Genomic DNA, 17,310 nt, shown 5'->3' on the forward strand with positions numbered 1-17,310 from the left:
GTCGTCGCGCTGCGCCATCCATGGCGGGGGTGCAGGCTGGTGGCATGGATGAGGGGCGCAGCGTTCCGATGGCCGGTCCACCCGCCTGCGGCCGCGGTCGGCCTGCGGCCGCGGCCGTCGTTTCCTCCTGGGCGAGGTGTGAACGGCACGGCCGGGCCCCGTGGACCCGGGCCCCCGGCCACCCATCTGCATGAAGGCTTCGAGAGACCGGAAGCCCCGGGTGGCGGGGAGCAACGGACGCCGCTCGATGGGGCTGATGCTGGTGCTCCTGTGGCTGGCGGGGATGCTCCTGGGATGCGCGCCGCAGCCCGTGGCCGGCCTGCGCGTGGGCATCGCCTACGGCGACCGGCTGGTCAGGATGTCCGACCAGGAGCTCGGCGCCGCCCTCGACGACGCCGTGGCGGTGGGCGCCAGGTGGGTCCGGGCGGACCTGTCGTGGGCGAGCGTGCAGGCGGACGGGCCGGACACCTTCCAGTGGGAAGGGTTCGACAGGGTCGTCGCCGCGGTGGAGGCCCGAGGCCTGTCCCTGCTGCCGATCCTCGGCTTCACGCCCCCGTGGGCCCGCCCCGCGGGCTGCGCCGACAAGGAGTGCCGGCCGGCCAGACCCGAGCAGTTCGCCGCCTTCGCCCGCGCCGCCGCGGCCCGCTACGCCCCGCGGGGGGTGCACACCTGGGAGGTCTGGAACGAGCCCAACCTCACCCGCTCGTGGAAGCCGGCCCCGGACGCGGGTGCGTACACGGTGCTCCTGAGGATGACCGGCCGGGCCCTGCGCGAGCGCGACCCCGTTGCGTACGTCATCCTGGGCGGTCTGGCCGCGACCCGTACGGAGGACGGTGACGTCTCCCAGACCGAGTTCCTCCAGGAGGTGTCGGTGCGGGGCGGGAACCGCCTGGTCGACGCCGTCGGCTACCACCCGTACACCTACCCGTTCCTGGCGAGCGCCGTGACCCGGTGGCGTACCGCGTGGGAGCGGATGGAGGGTGTGCGGGACAGCATCAGGAGCGTCCTGATCGCGAACGGCACCCCGAAGCTGCCCGTGTGGATCACGGAGTTCGGCGCACCGACGAACGGTCCGGGAGCGGCGTCGGACGGCCGGCCGGGCACCGTCGGCGCGGGGGTCACGCACGTGACCGAGCAGCGGCAGGCGCTGATCGCCGAGGACGCCGTGCGCACGGCCGCCGCCACCCCGTACGTCGCCGCTCTGATCTGGTACGCCGAACGCGATCTCGGTACGGACCGGGGGGACAACGAGAACTTCTTCGGTCTGCGCCGGGCCGACGGGAGCGCGAAACCCGCTCTGGGGGCCCTGCGCGAGGCGGTGGCCGCCCTCAGGCGCCGGTCGGTGTGGTGAGGGGGAGCGAGCGGAAGAGGTCGAGGTAGCGGTCGGTGAGTGCGGGCCAGGCGAAGCGCTGTTCGGCGTGTTGCCTGCCGGTGGTGCCGAGGCGGTCGGCGAGGTCTCCGTCGTGGAGGACGCGGGTGCAGGCGGCGGCGAGGGCCTTGGGGTCGGCGCGGGGGACGATGAGGCCGGTGACGTCGTGCTGGATGACGTACGGGATGCCGCCGGCGTCGGAGCCGATGACGGGGGTGGCGCAGGCCATGGCTTCAACCAGGACCATGCCGAAGGACTCGGCGGCGGTCAGGGAGGGCAGCACCAGCACCGCCGCGTTGCGCATTTCCGTGACGAGGGCGGGCCCGGTGAGCGGTCCGGTGAATTCGACGCGGTTGGTGATGCCGAGGTGTTCGGCGAGGGCGGCGTGGTCGGCGGCGGCGTCGCCTCCGCCGATGAGGCGGAGGGTGGCTTCAGGGGCCTGGGGTGCCAGGAGGGCGAAGGCGTGCAGGAGTACGTCGATGCCTTTCCAGGGTGAGGCGCGGTCGAGCCGGCCGACGTAGACGATGGTGGGTGGCCGGGTGGAGGGTTTGGGGCCGGGGGTGAACTGCTCGACGTCGACGCCCGGTGAGATCTCCACGGCCCCGGGACGACCGGAGGCGAGCGAGGCGGGTGACACCGCGACCAGAGCGCGGGCGCGGTCGAACACCCGGGGCAGGGCGTACCGCTCGTAGCAGCCCAGGAGCCGGTCGCGGAGCCGGTCTCCCTTGACCATGGTGCCGGCGTGGTAGGTCAGGACCGTCGGCCGCTTCCCGGACGCCAGCACCGCAAGTTCACCGAGGCCGGGGACGGGCGCGTGGGCGTGGACGACGTCGACGTGCAGCCGGCGCAGCCAGCGGCGCAGCTGGAACGGCCACAGCGGATTGACCGGCGTGTTCACGTACCGGCTCGTCCAGGTGCCGAGCCGGACGACCGGCACCCCGTCCTCGAGGGCCACGGAGGTGCGCCGGCTGGTGGTGCTCGCGGTGATGACCGCCGCCCGCATCCCCGGATCCGCCGCGACCGCGTGCGCGACGCGGTGCGCGTAGTGCTCGACACCGCCGATGTGCGGTGCGTAGTACGGCGCGACGACGGCGACGGTGCGGGCCCGGCGCGCCGGGTCGGCGGCACGCTCGAAGACCTCGACGGTACGGTCGCACAGCTCGGCCGAGCGGGCGCCGGGCATGGCGCTGCGGTCCTCCGGGCGGCCGATCGCGGTGGCCGTGGCCGCGAGGCCGCCGGGCAGGTGGGCCGTGGAGTCCGCGAGGCAGACGATCTCGTGTGCCCGGGCGGCGGCCCTGCCGAAGCCCGCCCGCCGGCGGTCGTCGCCCGCACGGCCCGGCGCCCGGGGCGCTTCCGTCGGCGCGCCGTCGTGGCAGGTCCATACGAGGGCCGGGCCGCCGCGGCAGGCACGGGCCGCGGCGGCGAGCAGACGTGCGGTCGCGTGGACGTCGACCAGGTCCACGTCCTCCGCCTCGGCGATGCCGCGCAGGTGGCGGCCCCAGTGCCGGGCAGGGCGGGACCCCGGTGCACCCAGGAGGTGCACGGGTATGCCGGCCGGGCCTTCGTAGCGCCCCGGCCGGCCCCCCCGCCCCGCGGGTGCGGCGACCGCCACCCGGTAGTCGTGCCGGTTGCGCAGCAGGCGTGCGAGCTGCCACGCGTACCGGGCCACCGGATCCGCTCCGGGCGGGAACTGCGGCATCACGATCAGGACCGAATGCGGCTTCATGAGAGGACTCCTGACGGGGGACCCGCCGGGGACCGGCCCCGCTGCGCACGGCCGGTCGGTGTGGTGAGGGGGAGCGAGCGGAAGAGGTCGAGGTAGCGGTCGGTGAGTGCGGGCCAGGCGAAGCGCTGTTCGGCGTGTTGCCTGCCGGTGGTGCCGAGGCGGTCGGCGAGGTCTCCGTCGTGGAGGACGCGGGTGCAGGCGGCGGCGAGGGCCTTGGGGTCGGCGCGGGGGACGATGAGGCCGGTGACGTCGTGCTGGATGACGTACGGGATGCCGCCGGCGTCGGAGCCGATGACGGGGGTGGCGCAGGCCATGGCTTCAACCAGGACCATGCCGAAGGACTCGGCGGCGGTCAGGGAGGGCAGCACCAGCACCGCCGCGTTGCGCATCGCGTCGCGCAGGACGTCGCCGGGCACGCACCCGGTGAATTCGACGCGGTCGGTGATGCCGAGGTGTTCGGCGAGGGCGGCGTGGTCGGCGGCGGCGTCGCCTCCGCCGATGAGGCGGAGGGTGGCTTCAGGGGCCTGGGGTGCCAGGAGGGCGAAGGCGTGCAGGAGTACGTCGATGCCTTTCCAGGGTGAGGCGCGGTCGAGCCGGCCGACGTAGACGATGGTGGGTGGCCGGGTGGAGGGTTTGGGGCCGGGGGTGAACTGCTCGACGTCGACGCCCGGTGAGATCTCCACGGCCCCGGGACGACCGGAGGCGAGGGAGACCGGAGAGCTGGCGACGAGCACGTCGGCGCGGTCGAACACCCGGGGCAGGGCGTACCGCTCGTAGGCGTGGACCAGCAGGTCGACGTCCTTGTGCCCTTGGAGCATCGATCCGGCGTGGTAGGTCAGGACGGCGGGCCGCGGCCCGGAACAGACGATGCCCAGGTCGCCGAGGCCGGGGGCGGGGGCGTGGGCGTGGACGACGTCGACGTGCAGCCGGCGCAGCCAGCGGCGCAGCTGGAACGGCCACAGCGGATTGACCGGCGTGTTGAGGTGGCGTACCCAGGTGCCGAGCCGGACGACCGGCACCCCGTCCTCGAGGGCCACGGAAGTGCGCCGGCTGGTGGTGCTCGCGGTGATGACCGCCGCCCGCATCCCCGGATCCGCCGCGACCGCCTGGGCGACGCGGTGCGCGTAGTGCTCGACACCGCCGCGCCGCGGGGGGAAGTTGGGCGCGACGACGGCTACGGTGCGGGCCCGGCGCCCGGGGTCGGCAGCCCGCTCGAAGACCTCGACGGTCCGGTCGCTCTGCCGGTCCCAGGTCAGTTCGCGGGCCACATGCTCGTGACCGGCGCTGCCGAGGCGTTGTGCCAGGGCACGGTCCCGCAGGACCGATCCCAGGGCCCGGGCCAGCGCCGGCCCGTCCCCGGGAGGCACCAGGAGGCCGTTGCCGTCGTCCGAGACGAGCGAGGGGATGCCGCCCAGGGGTGTGGTGACGACCGGACGCCCACAGGCCATGGCCTCGACGAGCACGCACGGGAAGCTGTCGAAGTGCGTCGGCAGGGCGAGGACACGGGCATCGCGGTAGGCCGCGGCCAGGTCCGGGCCCTCGGCCCGGCCGTGGAAGGTCACGTGCCGAGCGATGTCCAGCCTGTGGGTGAGGGCCGAGTGGTCGGCGGCCCCCGAGCCGTCTCCGACCACGTCGAGGTGGACGTCGGGGAACTCCTCCGCCAAGTCCCTGACCGCGTGCAGCAGGTCGGGGAGCCCTTTGTAGGCGGCGGACTTCTCGAGCGAACCGACGAACAGGATGCGCGGCGCATCGGGCACCGGGCTCTCCGGGAAGTCCTCCAGGACCACTCCCGGCGAGATGGTCGTGCAACGGCCTGCGAAGATCTCCGGGAGGTCGGCCGGGACGTAGTCGGAGGAGCACACGATCTCCTGGGCGCGCCCGGCCGTGCGGGCCAGCAGCGTCCGTTCGTACGCGGCACAGACCAGGTCGGGCAGGAGGCGCCCCTTGCGCATCCGGCCGGTGTGGTAGGTCAGCACGAACGGCAGGTCGCCGCACGCCCGTGCCGCGGCGTCGGCGAACAGCGGCACCGGGGCGTGCGCGTTGACGAGTTCCACCCTCTCCCGCCGGAGCACCTCGCGCAGCCAGCCGGTCCAGTACGGGCCCAGCGGCGTGTGGGAGATGTGCAGCGGAGCCGGCAGCCGGTAGACCGGGAACCCGTCGGGGTGGTCGTACCGGCCGAACGGGGTTCCGCGGGGTGCGGTCGTGGCGACCACCACCCGCAGTCCGTGCCTCGTGCCGAGCGAGCGTGCGAGGTGGTGGACGTACTGCTCCAGCCCTCCCAGGACGGGGGGGAAGTAGGGGGAGGCGAGCAGGACGGTGCGCGGTGTCATGACCCCTCCTTCCCCGGCCGGTGCACGAGCGCCGGCGGGACGGTCGCGATGGTGTTCATCAGCGGTCCCCTTCGTTGGGAGGAGGTACGGGTACAAGGGGTTTGTGTTGGGACATCCGCCGGCGGGCGGCGAGAAGGGCCAGCGATCCGTAGACGCCGGAGGCGAGGTTGCCGGCCAGCCATGCCCAGCCGATCCACAGCAGCCCTCTCGGCGCCCACGCGACGGCGAGGCCGACGGTCACCGCGGTGAGGACGACGCCGCTCAGGACGAGGTGGCGCAGGCTCCCGGCCAGCTTGAGCCCGAAGCTGGCCCACGTCCGCAGGGACACGGCCAGGGCGCCGAGGGTGAGGACGATCAAGGGGCCCTGGGCGTGGTCCGCGTAGGCGGTCCCGAACAGGCGCAGGACCAGCCCGGCCGCGGCGACGAGGACCACGGACGCCGGGATCTGCACCGCGGCGAGGATGACGGCCGAGCGCCGCAGCATCTCCGAGAACCGCGCCCCGTCGTGGGAGACCTCGGCCAGCAGGGCCTCTCCGACGTTGTCGGACAAGGTGTTGAGCAGGTTCGCGATCTGGAAGGCGACGAAGTAGTAGCCGGCGGCGGCGGGGCCGAGCCAGTGCAGTGCGATCAGCGGCGTCACCAGGATCGGTACCAGGGTCAGCGCGCTGAACGCGTAGCTCGCGGCCGAGAAGCCGGCCTGCGCGGGCTTGGGGGCGCGGCGCAGCCGGACGTCGAAGCGGAAGCCCGCCTTGCGCCAGAGCAGGAAGAACGAGGCGAGCACCGCGGCGGCGCAGGCGCCACCGGAGGCGGCGACGATTCCGTACGAGCCCGCGCCCACGAGCAGCAGGGGCAGAGTGATCTTCGTCAGCCCCTGGACGCCTCCGTCGACGAGGAGGTTGTACTGCGGCAGGCGGGCCCCGATGAAGACCGCGTCGGTCAGCTGGTTGAGGGCGGCGAAGACGCAGAAAGCCACGAAGGCGGCCGAGAGCAGCAGGTCGGCCCGTACGAACGACAGGCTCCGGCCGTACCAGCGCAGGCCGAAGAGATAGCCCGAGGCCAGGACGCAGGCGGCGCCGGTCACGAGCAGGACCGAGGTGGTGATCTGCGCGTTCCGGGCGCCGTCGGGGGCGAGGAAGCGGATGAGCGTGCTGTTGAGCCCGAAGAGGCTGAAGAAGGCGATCAGCTCCGTCGCCGAGATCAAGGTCGTGGCCAGGCCCACCTGTGCAGGGGAGTACAGGCGCGCCACGATGATCCAGAAGACGAATCCCAGTGTGGCCATCACCAGCGACGAGGCCATCAGGAAGAACGAGCTGCGGGTCAGCTGGTCCGTGCGCGGCGCGCCCCTGCCGGCAGGACGTGCGGACGCCTCCGAGAGCGACTGCGTCGGCGTCTTCATCGGTAGACCTCCGCTCCGTCGCTGCTGTAGACCTTGTTCTTCGTCTCGTCCAGGAGCCCCGTCGGATAGACGTAGGTCACCAGGTCGCCGTGGTAGAAGATGGTCGCCTCGCCCCGGCGGGCCGTTGCCGTGCCCAGGAGGACGGGGGCGTCCTTGCGGATGAGGAGCGGGTAGATGTCGTTCCGCGCGGTGGTGGGCACGGACGTCCCCGACGTGCTCAGGTTGTAGCGGTCGCTGAGGTTCTCCGACTGGACGTCCCCCAGCTCGCCGGGCGGAATGCGGGCGGTCAGCCAGGACATCGCCGCCCGTTCCTCGGCGTGGGGGTAGTAGATGGCGTAGTACGTGCCGGCGTTGTCGAGGTGCAACTGGGGCGGGTTGCCGCCGAAGAGCCGGGGCAGCAGGCCGGTCAGGTCGAAGAACAGCAGCAGCACCAGGGAGCAGGCCAGTGCCCGGGCCCGGCGCCGTCCCGCCCACCGGCAGGCCCACATCAGGCCGGCGGCGATGAAGGGCGCGAAGACGAACAACCCCTGCTGGAAGGCGCGCAGGACGCCGTACTCGACGGAGAGCTGCGGCAGGACGGTGAGCATCCCGATGACCACGACCATGCCGGCGGTCAGCGTCACCTGGTCCCGGGTGGGACGGAACTGCCGGTGGCGGCCCCAAAAGGTGGTGATCACGCCCAGCAGCAGGAACACCTGCCACAGCCGGGCGGCTGCCTGGCGCAGGAAGCCGCCCACCGCCGACACGTCGACGCCCCCGGCCTCGGCCGCCCGGCCGAGCGGGGTGAGCGGGGCTCGGGGCACGGGAGCGGCCTTGACCGACGCGGCGGAGTCGGTGGCTCCCGGGACGAACACCCCGGCGGACCGCTCTGCGGCGGTGTCGCGCAGGGTGGCGGCGCGGAAGTCGCGGAGCCGCTCCTCGGGGCTGCCGCCCGCCCCGCCGAACAGGCTGTACGACACGTCCGAGGACCAGGTCCGCTGCTGGTCGCCGCCCGTCACCTCCTGCACGGTGGCGACGAGGGTGGAGCGGAGGTGACCGGCCGTGTGCGTCAGCGGGCCGGTCCACACGAGCGCACCGGCCGCGACGGAGACGACGATCCACCAGGTCACGAAGGCGGGCCGGGCGTTGGACGGCTCGCGTGACCGCCCGGTGCGGGAGAGCAGCCGCCAGCAGAGGTCCGCGCCGAGTCCCAGCGCGAGGGCCGCGAGGACGACGTACGCCGTGGAGTAGTGCGCCAGGACGATGCCGACGGACAGCAGCACGAAGGCGATCCTGCGTCTGCGCAGGGCCCGGCCGGTGTCGGTCAGCACGAGCATGGCGCACCCGAGGAAGAGGAAGGCCACTTCCTGACGGGCCAGGAACATCATGTCCGTGAAGAACGTCGGGAACGCCATGAACAGGACGGCCGACAGCACCGCCAGGAACGGAGGCGCCACGTTGCGCACCGATCGGTGAACAAGCGCCGGCGCCAGTGCGAAGAGCAGCGGCATGACGATCTTGAAGACGTACGTGCCCGGGATTCCGGTCAGGCGCACCCAGGCTGTCGGCAGCACGGTGATGCTCGCGCAGGCGTTGTAGGGGTCTCGGAAGGCCGCCATGTCCCAGTGGTTCCGGTTCGCCGTGAGCCCGAAGACCTCGTACTCGCGCTGGATGTCGTGGCCGGTGATGTACCAGCCGCGCAGCGAGCTCAGGAGCAGCAGTCCGGCGGCGGCGAGGAACAGACCGGTTCCCACGACGGACGAGGAGTACCGCCCGCCCCGGATCATCAGCAGGCCCAGGAGGCACGCGATGGCGACCAGCGCGGCGCCACTGACCTCCCACCCCAGCTGGTTGTTGAGCCGGATGGGTCCCGCGACGGACAGGACGAGCACGAGGCAGCCCAGGCCCGTCACGGCGGCGAGGCCGGCTGGCGGCCCCGGTGATCCGGCCCGCGGCCACCGCGGCGGGGCACCCGGCTCCCTGGCCGGGGGGTCCGTCAGGGCGGCGGTGGCCATGACGGACAGGAGCGAGCCGACGGCGAGCGCCGGGCGGGTGAGGGGCCCTGCCACACCGACGAGCGGAAGCACCGAGTTGACGGCCAGCGCCACGACGACGGAGGAGAGGACCGCCAAGCCGGCGGCGAGCAGCACGCGGCCGTCCCGGGTCGACACGATGCGGGAGCAGGGCCCGCACCACACCGCGGCCGGCGCGGCCAGCAGGAGCCACACACCGGACGCCGTCAGCAAGGGAGCGGGAACCCCGGGGAGGAGTTCGAGCAGACAGGCCGCCACGGACAGCGCTAGGACGGCCTTGCGGGCGTCGATCCGTGCGCGCAGCCGGCCGTTCACCGGCTCCGCCGCGAGGTCTGCCTCCGGGGCGCGGTCCGTTGCCTGCGGGCTCGAGGTCATGGCCGTGCCGTACCGGGCAGGTCGCGGTTGGAGAGGTAGCGGACTCCGGGGCGGCCCCCGACGTGGGAGAGCACCCGCTCCAGCCGCCGCCAGTCGTGGCGGGCCTCGACTTCCCAGCTGTGGCCCCACAGGTGGAAGACGCCCCCGAGCTCGAGGCAGAGGTCGAACCACCGCAGGGCGAGCTCGTCCCACCGCAGGAACAGTCCCGCGGCGGTCCACGGCCGCCCCCGGGCCAGGCGGAAGGCGGTCGGACCGTCGAGGCGGTGGGCGAAGGCGTGGACGGTGGTGGGCAGTTCGAGCGGGGGACCGTCGGCCAGCGAATGGCGCCGCACTGTGCGCGCGCACCGGAAGCCGAGGGCGCGGGCGGACGCCACATGGGCCCCGGTGTACTCGCCGCGCGGGTAGCAGAAGCTCGTGACGGGCGTGCCCGTCACGGCCTCGACCTCCTCCTTGCCGGCCCGCATCTCGTGGGTGGCCTCGGCGTCCGTCAGCCGGGGCAGCCGCCGGTGGGTCAGGGTGTGCCCGCCGATCTCGAACCGCTCGGCCAGCTCCCGGATCCCGGCCGGGGACAGCCGGTCGTGGAGGGGGAGCTCGACGTTGCGCGGTGCGATGTAGAACGTGCCGGCGATGCCGTACCGGTCCAGGAGCCCGGCGAGGCGGTCGTCGAGCCGGTGCCCGTCGTCCCAGCTCGTCGTCACCACGACGGAAGGGCCCGTGCGGGCCGCCGCGGTCACGGTGCACCCACCGGTGCCGGGGCGCCCTGGGAGGGCAGCCGGTAGTGCAGGCTCTGACCGCCGTCCTGCAGGGAGACCCGCACCAGGACGGATCCCGCGCGCAGCGGCAGTGTGGAGACGGCCTCCGCGGGAGTTCCGGGGGGTGTCGTGAGGTCGGTGGCGGCCGATGCCGTGGTGCGGCCGTCGGCCGCTTCGAGCGAGACCAGCAGCCGGTGCGTGCGGACGCCGGTCCCGTGCGCGTCCACGCTGACCGGGACGCGGACCGAGCCCCCCGCGACGACTGGGGTGCGGGTGAAGTACAGCTCGGTGTACCGGGCCGGCACTGGAGAGAAGGACCGCTTCAGCTCTTCCCTGATCCGGGGCGTGGCCACGACGACCACCACGCTCACCACGACCGCCAGCAGTGCCAGCAGGACGAGGAGGATCGTGCGCCGGTGGGATGGCGTCCGCGGGGGGCCCGCCGGGGCGGAGTCGTGGATCCGCCTCGCGCGGAACCGGCGCGCGGGGCGACGGCAGACCGCCGACATCTCGGTCCATGCGAGTTTGGCTACGGACGGACTGCTCATCGCAGGTCACTCCGGGGGAACGCCCTGTGCGGGCCCTGAGACGCTTCCAGCGCACGCGCGCGAACACAAGCCCCGAGCACGCAAGGCGCCACGTGGCCTCCACGATCGGGTGACCCGACGGTGGAAGGCATCCTCTCTCTGACAGGTTTTTATCTGTTTACGCCGTATACATACATGATTGTCCCCATCTGGGGCACAGTCAAGAGGGCGGCAGACAGGAGGAGCCTCATGGCACGGAACCCGGCGGCCGGTCCCGCCCGGCGCGCGGGCGACCACGGACACCGCGGCAGGCTCAGCAGGGCGATCGTGCTGGCGGCCGCCCTCGAGCTGGTCGACCGAGAGGGCCTGTCCGCACTGAGCATGCGGCGACTGGGCGCCGAACTGGGCGTCGAGGCCATGGCCCTGTACCGCTACGCCGACGGGAAGGACGGGCTCCTGGACGGGCTGGTCGAGGCCCTCTACACGGAGCTGGAGCAGGGCATCGACCAGGCCCCGGCCGTCCCGGAAGCGGACTGGAGGGCCGGACTGCACACGGTGGCCCTCCACACGTACCGGGCATGCCTGGGCCACCCCCACGTGGTACCACTGCTCGCCACCCGCATGCTGGCGGTGCCCCTGGCCCAACGACCGGTCGCGGTCCTCGCCAGCCACGAGCGCGTGCTCGCCCTGCTCAGGAAGGCCGGCTTCGGCCCCGTCGAGAGCGCGGCCCTCTTCCGTGCCGTCACGGCCTGGATCCTCGGATACGTGGCGGTGGAGCTGGGAGCCGTGGTCGACAACCCTGCGGAACCCGACCCCTCCTTCCGGCTCGGCCTGCACCGCATGCCGGCGCACGACCTCCCCACGCTCCGCGAGATCACCCCGGTGCTCGCCGAGCGCGGTGGCGGCGTGGGCCTGCTCGCGGGTCTGGACGCCCTGCTCGACCGGTTCGGGAGCGGACAGCCGTAGGGGGTGTCCGGCGGATCATGACCGGACACCCCCTGGCCGCGCTCTCCCGCGGGACCGCCGGCGGGAGGGCGCGGGTTCCACGCGCGGGGTCAGGGCCCTCGCAGGCCGCTGTAGTGCGCGAGCAGGGTGCGCACGTGCTCGTCCCACGCGAACGCGCGCTCGGCGTACGCGCGCGAATAGCCCGCCATCCGCGCCCGGCGCTGCGGATCCGCCGCCAGCTCACGCAACTGCCCGGCGAGCACGGACGGTTCACGGGGCAGGAGCGACACCTGCGTACGGTCGAGCCCGTAGGGCGCGTAGCCCGGGTCGTCGGTGGTGACCACGGGAAGCCCCGAGGCCATGGCCTCCTGGACGGACAGGGGGAAGCCCTCACGGGTCGAGGGCAGCGCGAACACGTCGCAGGCGCGGTACGCGCCGGCCACCTCGGCCGGCGACAGACCGCCGAGGTGGTGGACGCCCGGCCGGCCGGCGAGGGGGCGGGCGTCCCCGTCCCCGCAGAGCACCAGGTCGTAGCCCGCCTCGGGAGAGTGCGACGCGAGCAGCAGGTCGTACCCCTTCTTGGCGACCAGCCGGCCCACGAACAGCACCAGCAGGCGGTCGGACGGCAGCCCCAGCCGCCGACGCAACAGCCTTCGTTCCTCCTCGTCGGCGGCGGGACAGAACAGCATGGTGTCGGTTCCGTTCGCCAGGTGGCGCTGGTCGCGGGCGCCGCACGCCCGTACGAAGGCGCCGACCGAGGCGTTGAGGGTGAAGACGGTGCGCGCGTGACGCAGCAGGGACTTGCCCGCCAGTGCATACAGCAGCTGCTCGACGGCCCGTACCAGCCTGGAGGGGTGGTCGACGACGGCGACGTGCTGCGTGAGGACGTACGGCGTGCGGGTGAGCCGTGCGGCCAGTCCGGCGGCCCAGGAACTCAGGTAGAGGCAGTCGTGGACGTGGATGACATCCGCCCGGCGCGCCAGCCGCACGACCACGGGCAGCAAGGCGGGTGAGAAGAGCGGGAAGGGCATCCCGGCACGCCGCTCGGCGGCGTTCCAGGCGGCCACCCGGACCACTCGGACGCCGTCCTGGACGCACACGGACGACCGGTCTCCGCTGGTGAGCACGGTGACCTCGGCTCCCGCGGCGAGCAGTCCCTCCGCCTCGCGCCGCACCACGATCTCGATGCCCCCGATGTGGGGCGGGTAGTAGTGGCTGACGAGGAGGACGTGGAGCCGGCCCCCTCCTCGCTGGCGGGACGCGCTCATGGGATCACCATTCTCGCGTTGCCGGGCGACGGCTACCGGGCGTCGCGGACCGGCCGTGGGGGTGCGGTCCGGGTCGGGGGGAACGTCCGGAGCCGGGGCCGGTGCCGGGCACCGCCCGCACCGGAGGACCGGGCGATCACCGCGCACACGCGGTCCACGGAGGCCTCCGGGAGCGCCGCGCCGATCGGCAGGGACAGGAGCTGCCGGGACAGGGAATCGGCCCCCGGCAGGCCGTCGGGCGGCAGCTGGGTGTGCCGCCGGAGGTACGCCGTGTGGTGCAGGGGGGCGAAGCGGACGGAGGTGCCCACGCCCCGCTCCGCCAGGAGGGCGGCCACCTCGTCCCTGCCGGTACCGAACTCGTCCAGGACGCGCAGCAGGTACAGGTGCCAGGCGTGGCACCCGTACTGCGGGGGTGCCGGGCACGTCAGTCCCCGCAGCCGGTGGAGGGCGGCCGTGTACCGGGCCGCGACCACTTCGCGCCGCCGCTGCCGGTCACGGAGACCCGGCAGTCGTGCGCGCCCGAGCGCGGCGAGGGCATCGGGCAGGCACAGGCCCTGAGCGGCTCCCTCCGCGCGGCGGATCCGCGCGGCGAGCCGTTCGTCCCGTGTCGTCACCATGCCGCCGCGCCCCAGGGGAAGGTCCGTGTCGGTGCGGAAGCCGAAGCAGGTGGTCTGCGCGCCCGACCCGACGGGATGGCCGTCCACGTACGCGCCCAGCGCGTACGAGGCGTCCTCGAGCACCCGGTGCAGCGGCAGCCCCGCCGCCTCGGCCAGCTCGGCCACCGGCGCGGGACGTCCCGCGTAGTCCAGCGTCACCATCGCGGCCGGCCGGCCGCAGGCGCGGACCGCGCGCGCGACGGTCTCCGCCGACGGCATCGCCGTCAGCGGGTCGACATCGACGAGTGCCGGCCGGAGCCCGCAGCGCAGGACCGTCCGCGCCACGGCGTGCGGTGTCATGGCGGGCAGCAGGACACGGCCCTGCGGCGGCAGCGCCAGGGCGCGCAGCGACAACTCGATCGCGTCGGTGCCGGAGCCGACGGACACGGCGTGGGGGGCTTGTACGTAGGCGGCGAAGTCCCGCTCGAACTCCGATGCCCCGGCGCCGGTGCCGGCCGCCACGGGACGGGCTGTCCGCCCGGCCTTGTGGCCGGCTGGACGGGGACGGAGGGGATGGAGAGTCATCACACGATCCTCAAGAGGGCGTCGCAGCATCGGTCTTCCCGCGGTCTGCGCTCAGGCCGCGGTGCGGTCGGGCCGGCGCTCGGCGGCCCGGACCGGGGCCTCGGCGGGGAGCGCGGCGGCGACGCTCCGGCGGCGGAGCCGGTGCGCGAAGAGCTGGCAGAGGTTCGCCGTGCCGTCGTGCAGGGCGTGCAGCTTCACCTCGCCCCCGCGCATGCGGTAGGTGATCGGGACCTCGAGACAGCGGCACCCCGAGAGCGTCGCAGCGTTCTTGATCTCCTGCGAGAACGCCATGCCGGTCGACCGGACGTCGAGGGACTGCCACAGGTAGCGGCGGAAGACCCACATGCCCGACTGCGAGTCGTGCACGCCGTTGTGGAACAGCAGGCGGCTCATCATGCTCAGCACGTGGTTGCCCATGGAGTGCGTCGGCGCCATCGCGTCGCGGTTGGCGCGCACCAGCCGGTTCGTCATCAAGAACTCCACGTCCAGGGCGTCCAGGACCTTGAGGAGCCCCGGCAGCGCGTCGAACGGGTAGGTGCGGTCGGCGTCGCCGGTGGCGATCACGTCCCCCCGCGCCGCGGCGAAACCGGCGTGGTAGGCGTTGCCGTAGCCCCGCTCCGGCTGGAAGACCACCCGTGCCCCGAGGGAACGGGCGACGTCCCCCGTGCCGTCAGTGGACGCGTTGTCCACCACGACCAGTTCCGTGTCCCACCCTGCTTCCGCCAGTTCGGCCACGGGAACGGTGGCGATCACCGAAGGCAGGTTGGACGCCTCGTTGAATGCGGGCATGACGACAGACAGACTGCTCATCGCAGGTCACTCCGTGGGGAACACCCTTACGGGTTCTGGGGAAGTGGGTGCACGCGCGTCCCCGATCCTGCGCGGCGGCGAGCGGACTCCGACCCTCAGGCATCGTAAATGTCCGCTATAAGGCTACATGGCCTATTTACGTCGTATACGTACACTCTGCGCTTCCCGATCCCCGACGTCAAGGCCGTCGGGGCACCTCCTGCGCCCACACGCCGACGGCACGGTAGAGCCGCTCGTAGCGGGCCCGCGCGACCTCGCCGGAGAAGAGTTCCCCGGCCAGCTCCTTGCCCTGACCGGCGACGCTCTCCCACCACCAGGGCCGGTCGAGCAGCTCGCGCAGCACCTGCCCCGCCCTGTCCGGATCCCCGGGGGTGACGCTGAGGACCGCGCCCCTGAGCCCGGCGAACCGGGGAAGGCCCGTCAGGACGACGGGTCGGCCGACCGCCAGGGCCTGGAGCACCACGGACGGGCAGTCGACTCCTCCGGCTCCGTCGCGGGGGAGGAACAACAGGGCGTCGGCGATGCCCAACAGCCGGTCCACATCGGTGATCCCGCTGCAGACCACCGTGTCCAGCAGGCCCTGCCGGACGGCGTGACGGCGCACCGCGGCCTCCCGCGCGGCCGCCCGCCGGCCCGGACGGGCCCGCAGGAGGACCACCAGGCGCACCGCTCCGGCCGCCGAAGCGGCGGCCACCGCCGAAACCGCGTCCTGCAGACCCCCGTCACCATCACCGGACTCGACGACGAGCGCGACGGGCACGGGCCCGAGCTCACGCGGCTTGAGTCGCCACGGGCCCGGCGGGACCGCCGACGGGACCACCGGCGGAATCACCACCACCTCGCCGAATCCGGCCGCCGCCAGTTCGGCCGCAGTCGCCCCGCACACCGCGACGGTCCTGCCCAGCGGACGGGCGCCGGCCAACGCGGCGGGATCGGTGATGCCCGGCACGGTGTGCACGACTGGTGTGCCCGCCACCGCCCGTGCCCACCACCGGGAGAACGCCGGGAACGAAGACCCCACGGACATGACGACGTGCAGGGCGTCGAAGCGGCGGCTGAAAAGGGCACTGGCGACCGCCGTCTGCAGGCGCTGAGGAGCCCCTGACGGAGCTCCGCCCCGTACGAGGACCGGGAGCGTGCGGTCCACGGAAGGCCGGCGCCCGCCGCGGTGCTCAGGCCAGCGCGTGAAACAGGTGAACTCCGGCTCGGGCAGGCAGCCCGCGATGCCGAGGGCCAGCTCGCCCCCGCCGTCGGCCGTCTCGGTCGCGGGCCCGTCGGTGACCAGGAGGATCCGGGCCCGCCCCGTTTCAGGGGCCATGGCGGGCCCCGCTCCCCGGCGGGCAGTCCCCTGGGTGTCCGGGCCTCTTGCTCCCGCGCGTGCGTGAGTGCCGCGCCGACCTCTCCCGGACGCGTCGACCGCGAGGGCCGGTCCGGGGCCGCCGGCAGCGGACCGCGGGGGCCCCGTCAGCCGCGCGCCGGGCGCGGTCGGAGGCGCGCCGGGCGGGATGCGCCCTGCGCCGCGCCGGCGGGGGAGACTCGGAGCCCCGTCGCAGGACCACGGGCCAGTCCGACCACCGTCGCAGCGGATGACGCTGGCGGCAAGGGACGGTCATGGCGCCTTCTGTCAACCATCGCAGATCGGTGAGATTCGGCAGGAACCTACCTATGAGGCGTAACACGCGCGGCCCTAACGGTCAAACGGTGGGATGCGGTACACCCCCGGCGCGCGGCGCCCCGGCGCGCCCGCGCCCCGTCACGACGCCGGGCCCGTCACGACGCCGGGTCCGTCACGACGCCTGGGCCCGGCGCCGGGCCAGGAGGCGCGCCAGGCGCCTCAAGAGGATGTTGCGGGGGCGCTCGCGCCACAACAGGCACAGCAGACGCCGGCCGTCCCGAACCGTGTGCCTACCGGTCCGGCGCGCCGTCCGGGACCGCTCCGTGCTGGGCACCTCGGCCACCCGCAGCCCGAAGTGGAGTGCGTGGACCACCGTCTCGGCGCCCACCAGCTCGATGTCGGTGAGCCGTTCGGCGAGGAGGTCGAGGAACTCCCGACGGAACGCGCAGAACCCGTACCACAGGTCCGTCAGCCGCTGGCCGTAAAGGAGGAAGGCGACCGCCAGCAGCGCCCGGTGGCCCAGGCGGCGCAACACCGGATAGCCGGAGCAGTCCCCGCCCGCGATGAACCGGGAACCCTTGACGAAGTCGAAACCGGAGTCGAGGTAGTGCAGGTAGCGGGGAATCTCACGGGGGGACATGCTGCCGTGGGCGTCCATCAGGACGATGCGCCGCCCGGCCGCCGACCCGATCCCCTGCAGAGGACGGCCCGCGCCGTCGTCCCCGCCGGCTGCCTCCAGCAGCCGCAGCCCCGGCCGCCGGCGCAACAGCTCCGTGCGGACGCGGACGTCCAGGGGCCCGCCCACGACGATCACCTCGTCGATGCAGTCGGGCGTGTCACGGGCCAGCCAGGAGAGAGTGGCACCCCGGTGCCGCATCAGGACGACCAGGGTCGACGCAGGGAAGTCCGGTCCGTCGGGACGGTCGTCGGTGGCCCGACGCAGGGGATGAGCAGCCAAAGTGCACCTCCGGCGGGACCCTGCTGGATCGACTTCATCATGCGTC

Annotated in this window: 13 protein-coding genes; 2 read left to right on the forward strand and 11 right to left on the reverse strand. The window is 73.5% G+C overall.

Annotation, left to right across the window (positions count from 1 at the left end; translation table 11 throughout):
* Positions 1-220: 220 nt before the first annotated feature.
* The gene (locus ACIF6F_RS36955) at positions 221-1,351 is read left to right on the forward strand and encodes a cellulase family glycosylhydrolase (protein WP_399958041.1); all 1,131 of its coding nucleotides are present in this window, start codon (positions 221-223) and stop codon (positions 1,349-1,351) included.
* Here ACIF6F_RS36955 and ACIF6F_RS36960 read toward each other — a convergent pair.
* Genes ACIF6F_RS36960 through ACIF6F_RS36985 form a run of 6 tightly spaced genes read right to left on the reverse strand, consistent with a single transcriptional unit; the run spans position 1,329 to position 10,508 of the window.
* Entirely contained in the window at positions 1,329-3,095 is a 1,767-nt protein-coding gene (locus ACIF6F_RS36960) for a glycosyltransferase (RefSeq protein WP_399958044.1), read from the reverse strand. The two genes, ACIF6F_RS36955 and ACIF6F_RS36960, sit on opposite strands and share 23 nt — an antisense overlap.
* Positions 3,092-5,425: a glycosyltransferase family 4 protein gene (locus tag ACIF6F_RS36965; RefSeq protein WP_399958047.1), complete on the reverse strand. Its 2,334-nt coding sequence runs from the start codon at positions 5,423-5,425 to the stop codon at positions 3,092-3,094. Before ACIF6F_RS36965 ends, ACIF6F_RS36960 begins: the two co-directional genes overlap by 4 nt.
* Positions 5,426-5,483: 58 nt before the next feature.
* Positions 5,484-6,821, reverse strand: a complete 1,338-nt coding sequence (locus ACIF6F_RS36970; protein ID WP_399958050.1) for a lipopolysaccharide biosynthesis protein — start codon at positions 6,819-6,821, stop codon at positions 5,484-5,486.
* Entirely contained in the window at positions 6,818-9,208 is a 2,391-nt protein-coding gene (locus tag ACIF6F_RS36975) for a hypothetical protein (protein ID WP_399958053.1), read from the reverse strand. Before ACIF6F_RS36975 ends, ACIF6F_RS36970 begins: the two co-directional genes overlap by 4 nt.
* Positions 9,205-9,909, reverse strand: a complete 705-nt coding sequence (locus tag ACIF6F_RS36980) for a polysaccharide deacetylase family protein (protein WP_399958056.1) — start codon at positions 9,907-9,909, stop codon at positions 9,205-9,207. Before ACIF6F_RS36980 ends, ACIF6F_RS36975 begins: the two co-directional genes overlap by 4 nt.
* A gap of 29 nt (positions 9,910-9,938) precedes the next feature.
* On the reverse strand, positions 9,939-10,508 hold the full coding sequence (locus ACIF6F_RS36985) for a hypothetical protein (RefSeq protein ID WP_399958059.1): 570 nt from the start codon (positions 10,506-10,508) through the stop codon (positions 9,939-9,941).
* A gap of 228 nt (positions 10,509-10,736) precedes the next feature.
* Here ACIF6F_RS36985 and ACIF6F_RS36990 point away from each other — a divergent pair, with 228 nt between their 5' ends.
* Positions 10,737-11,453, forward strand: coding sequence for a TetR/AcrR family transcriptional regulator (locus tag ACIF6F_RS36990; protein ID WP_399958062.1), 717 nt, complete (start codon positions 10,737-10,739; stop codon positions 11,451-11,453).
* A gap of 89 nt (positions 11,454-11,542) precedes the next feature.
* Here the strand turns inward: ACIF6F_RS36990 and ACIF6F_RS36995 are convergent, their stop codons facing one another.
* The 5 genes from ACIF6F_RS36995 to ACIF6F_RS37015 form a co-directional block, all read right to left on the reverse strand.
* On the reverse strand, positions 11,543-12,700 hold the full coding sequence (locus tag ACIF6F_RS36995; RefSeq protein ID WP_399958065.1) for a glycosyltransferase family 4 protein: 1,158 nt from the start codon (positions 12,698-12,700) through the stop codon (positions 11,543-11,545).
* 32 nt (positions 12,701-12,732) lie between these two features.
* Entirely contained in the window at positions 12,733-13,881 is a 1,149-nt protein-coding gene (locus ACIF6F_RS37000; RefSeq protein ID WP_399958068.1) for a DegT/DnrJ/EryC1/StrS family aminotransferase, read from the reverse strand.
* 51 nt (positions 13,882-13,932) lie between these two features.
* Entirely contained in the window at positions 13,933-14,691 is a 759-nt protein-coding gene (locus tag ACIF6F_RS37005; protein ID WP_399958072.1) for a glycosyltransferase family 2 protein, read from the reverse strand.
* A gap of 178 nt (positions 14,692-14,869) precedes the next feature.
* Positions 14,870-16,009: a glycosyltransferase gene (locus tag ACIF6F_RS37010; protein WP_399958075.1), complete on the reverse strand. Its 1,140-nt coding sequence runs from the start codon at positions 16,007-16,009 to the stop codon at positions 14,870-14,872.
* A 469-nt stretch (positions 16,010-16,478) separates the two neighbouring features.
* Positions 16,479-17,264 carry a glycosyltransferase gene (locus tag ACIF6F_RS37015; RefSeq protein ID WP_399958078.1) on the reverse strand — a complete coding sequence of 262 codons (786 nt, stop codon included), beginning with the start codon at positions 17,262-17,264 and terminating at the stop codon, positions 16,479-16,481.
* Positions 17,265-17,310 lie beyond the last annotated feature (46 nt).

The sequence above is a fragment of the Streptomyces sp. NPDC086023 genome (assembly GCF_044540325.1).
Classification (GTDB): domain Bacteria; phylum Actinomycetota; class Actinomycetes; order Streptomycetales; family Streptomycetaceae; genus Streptomyces.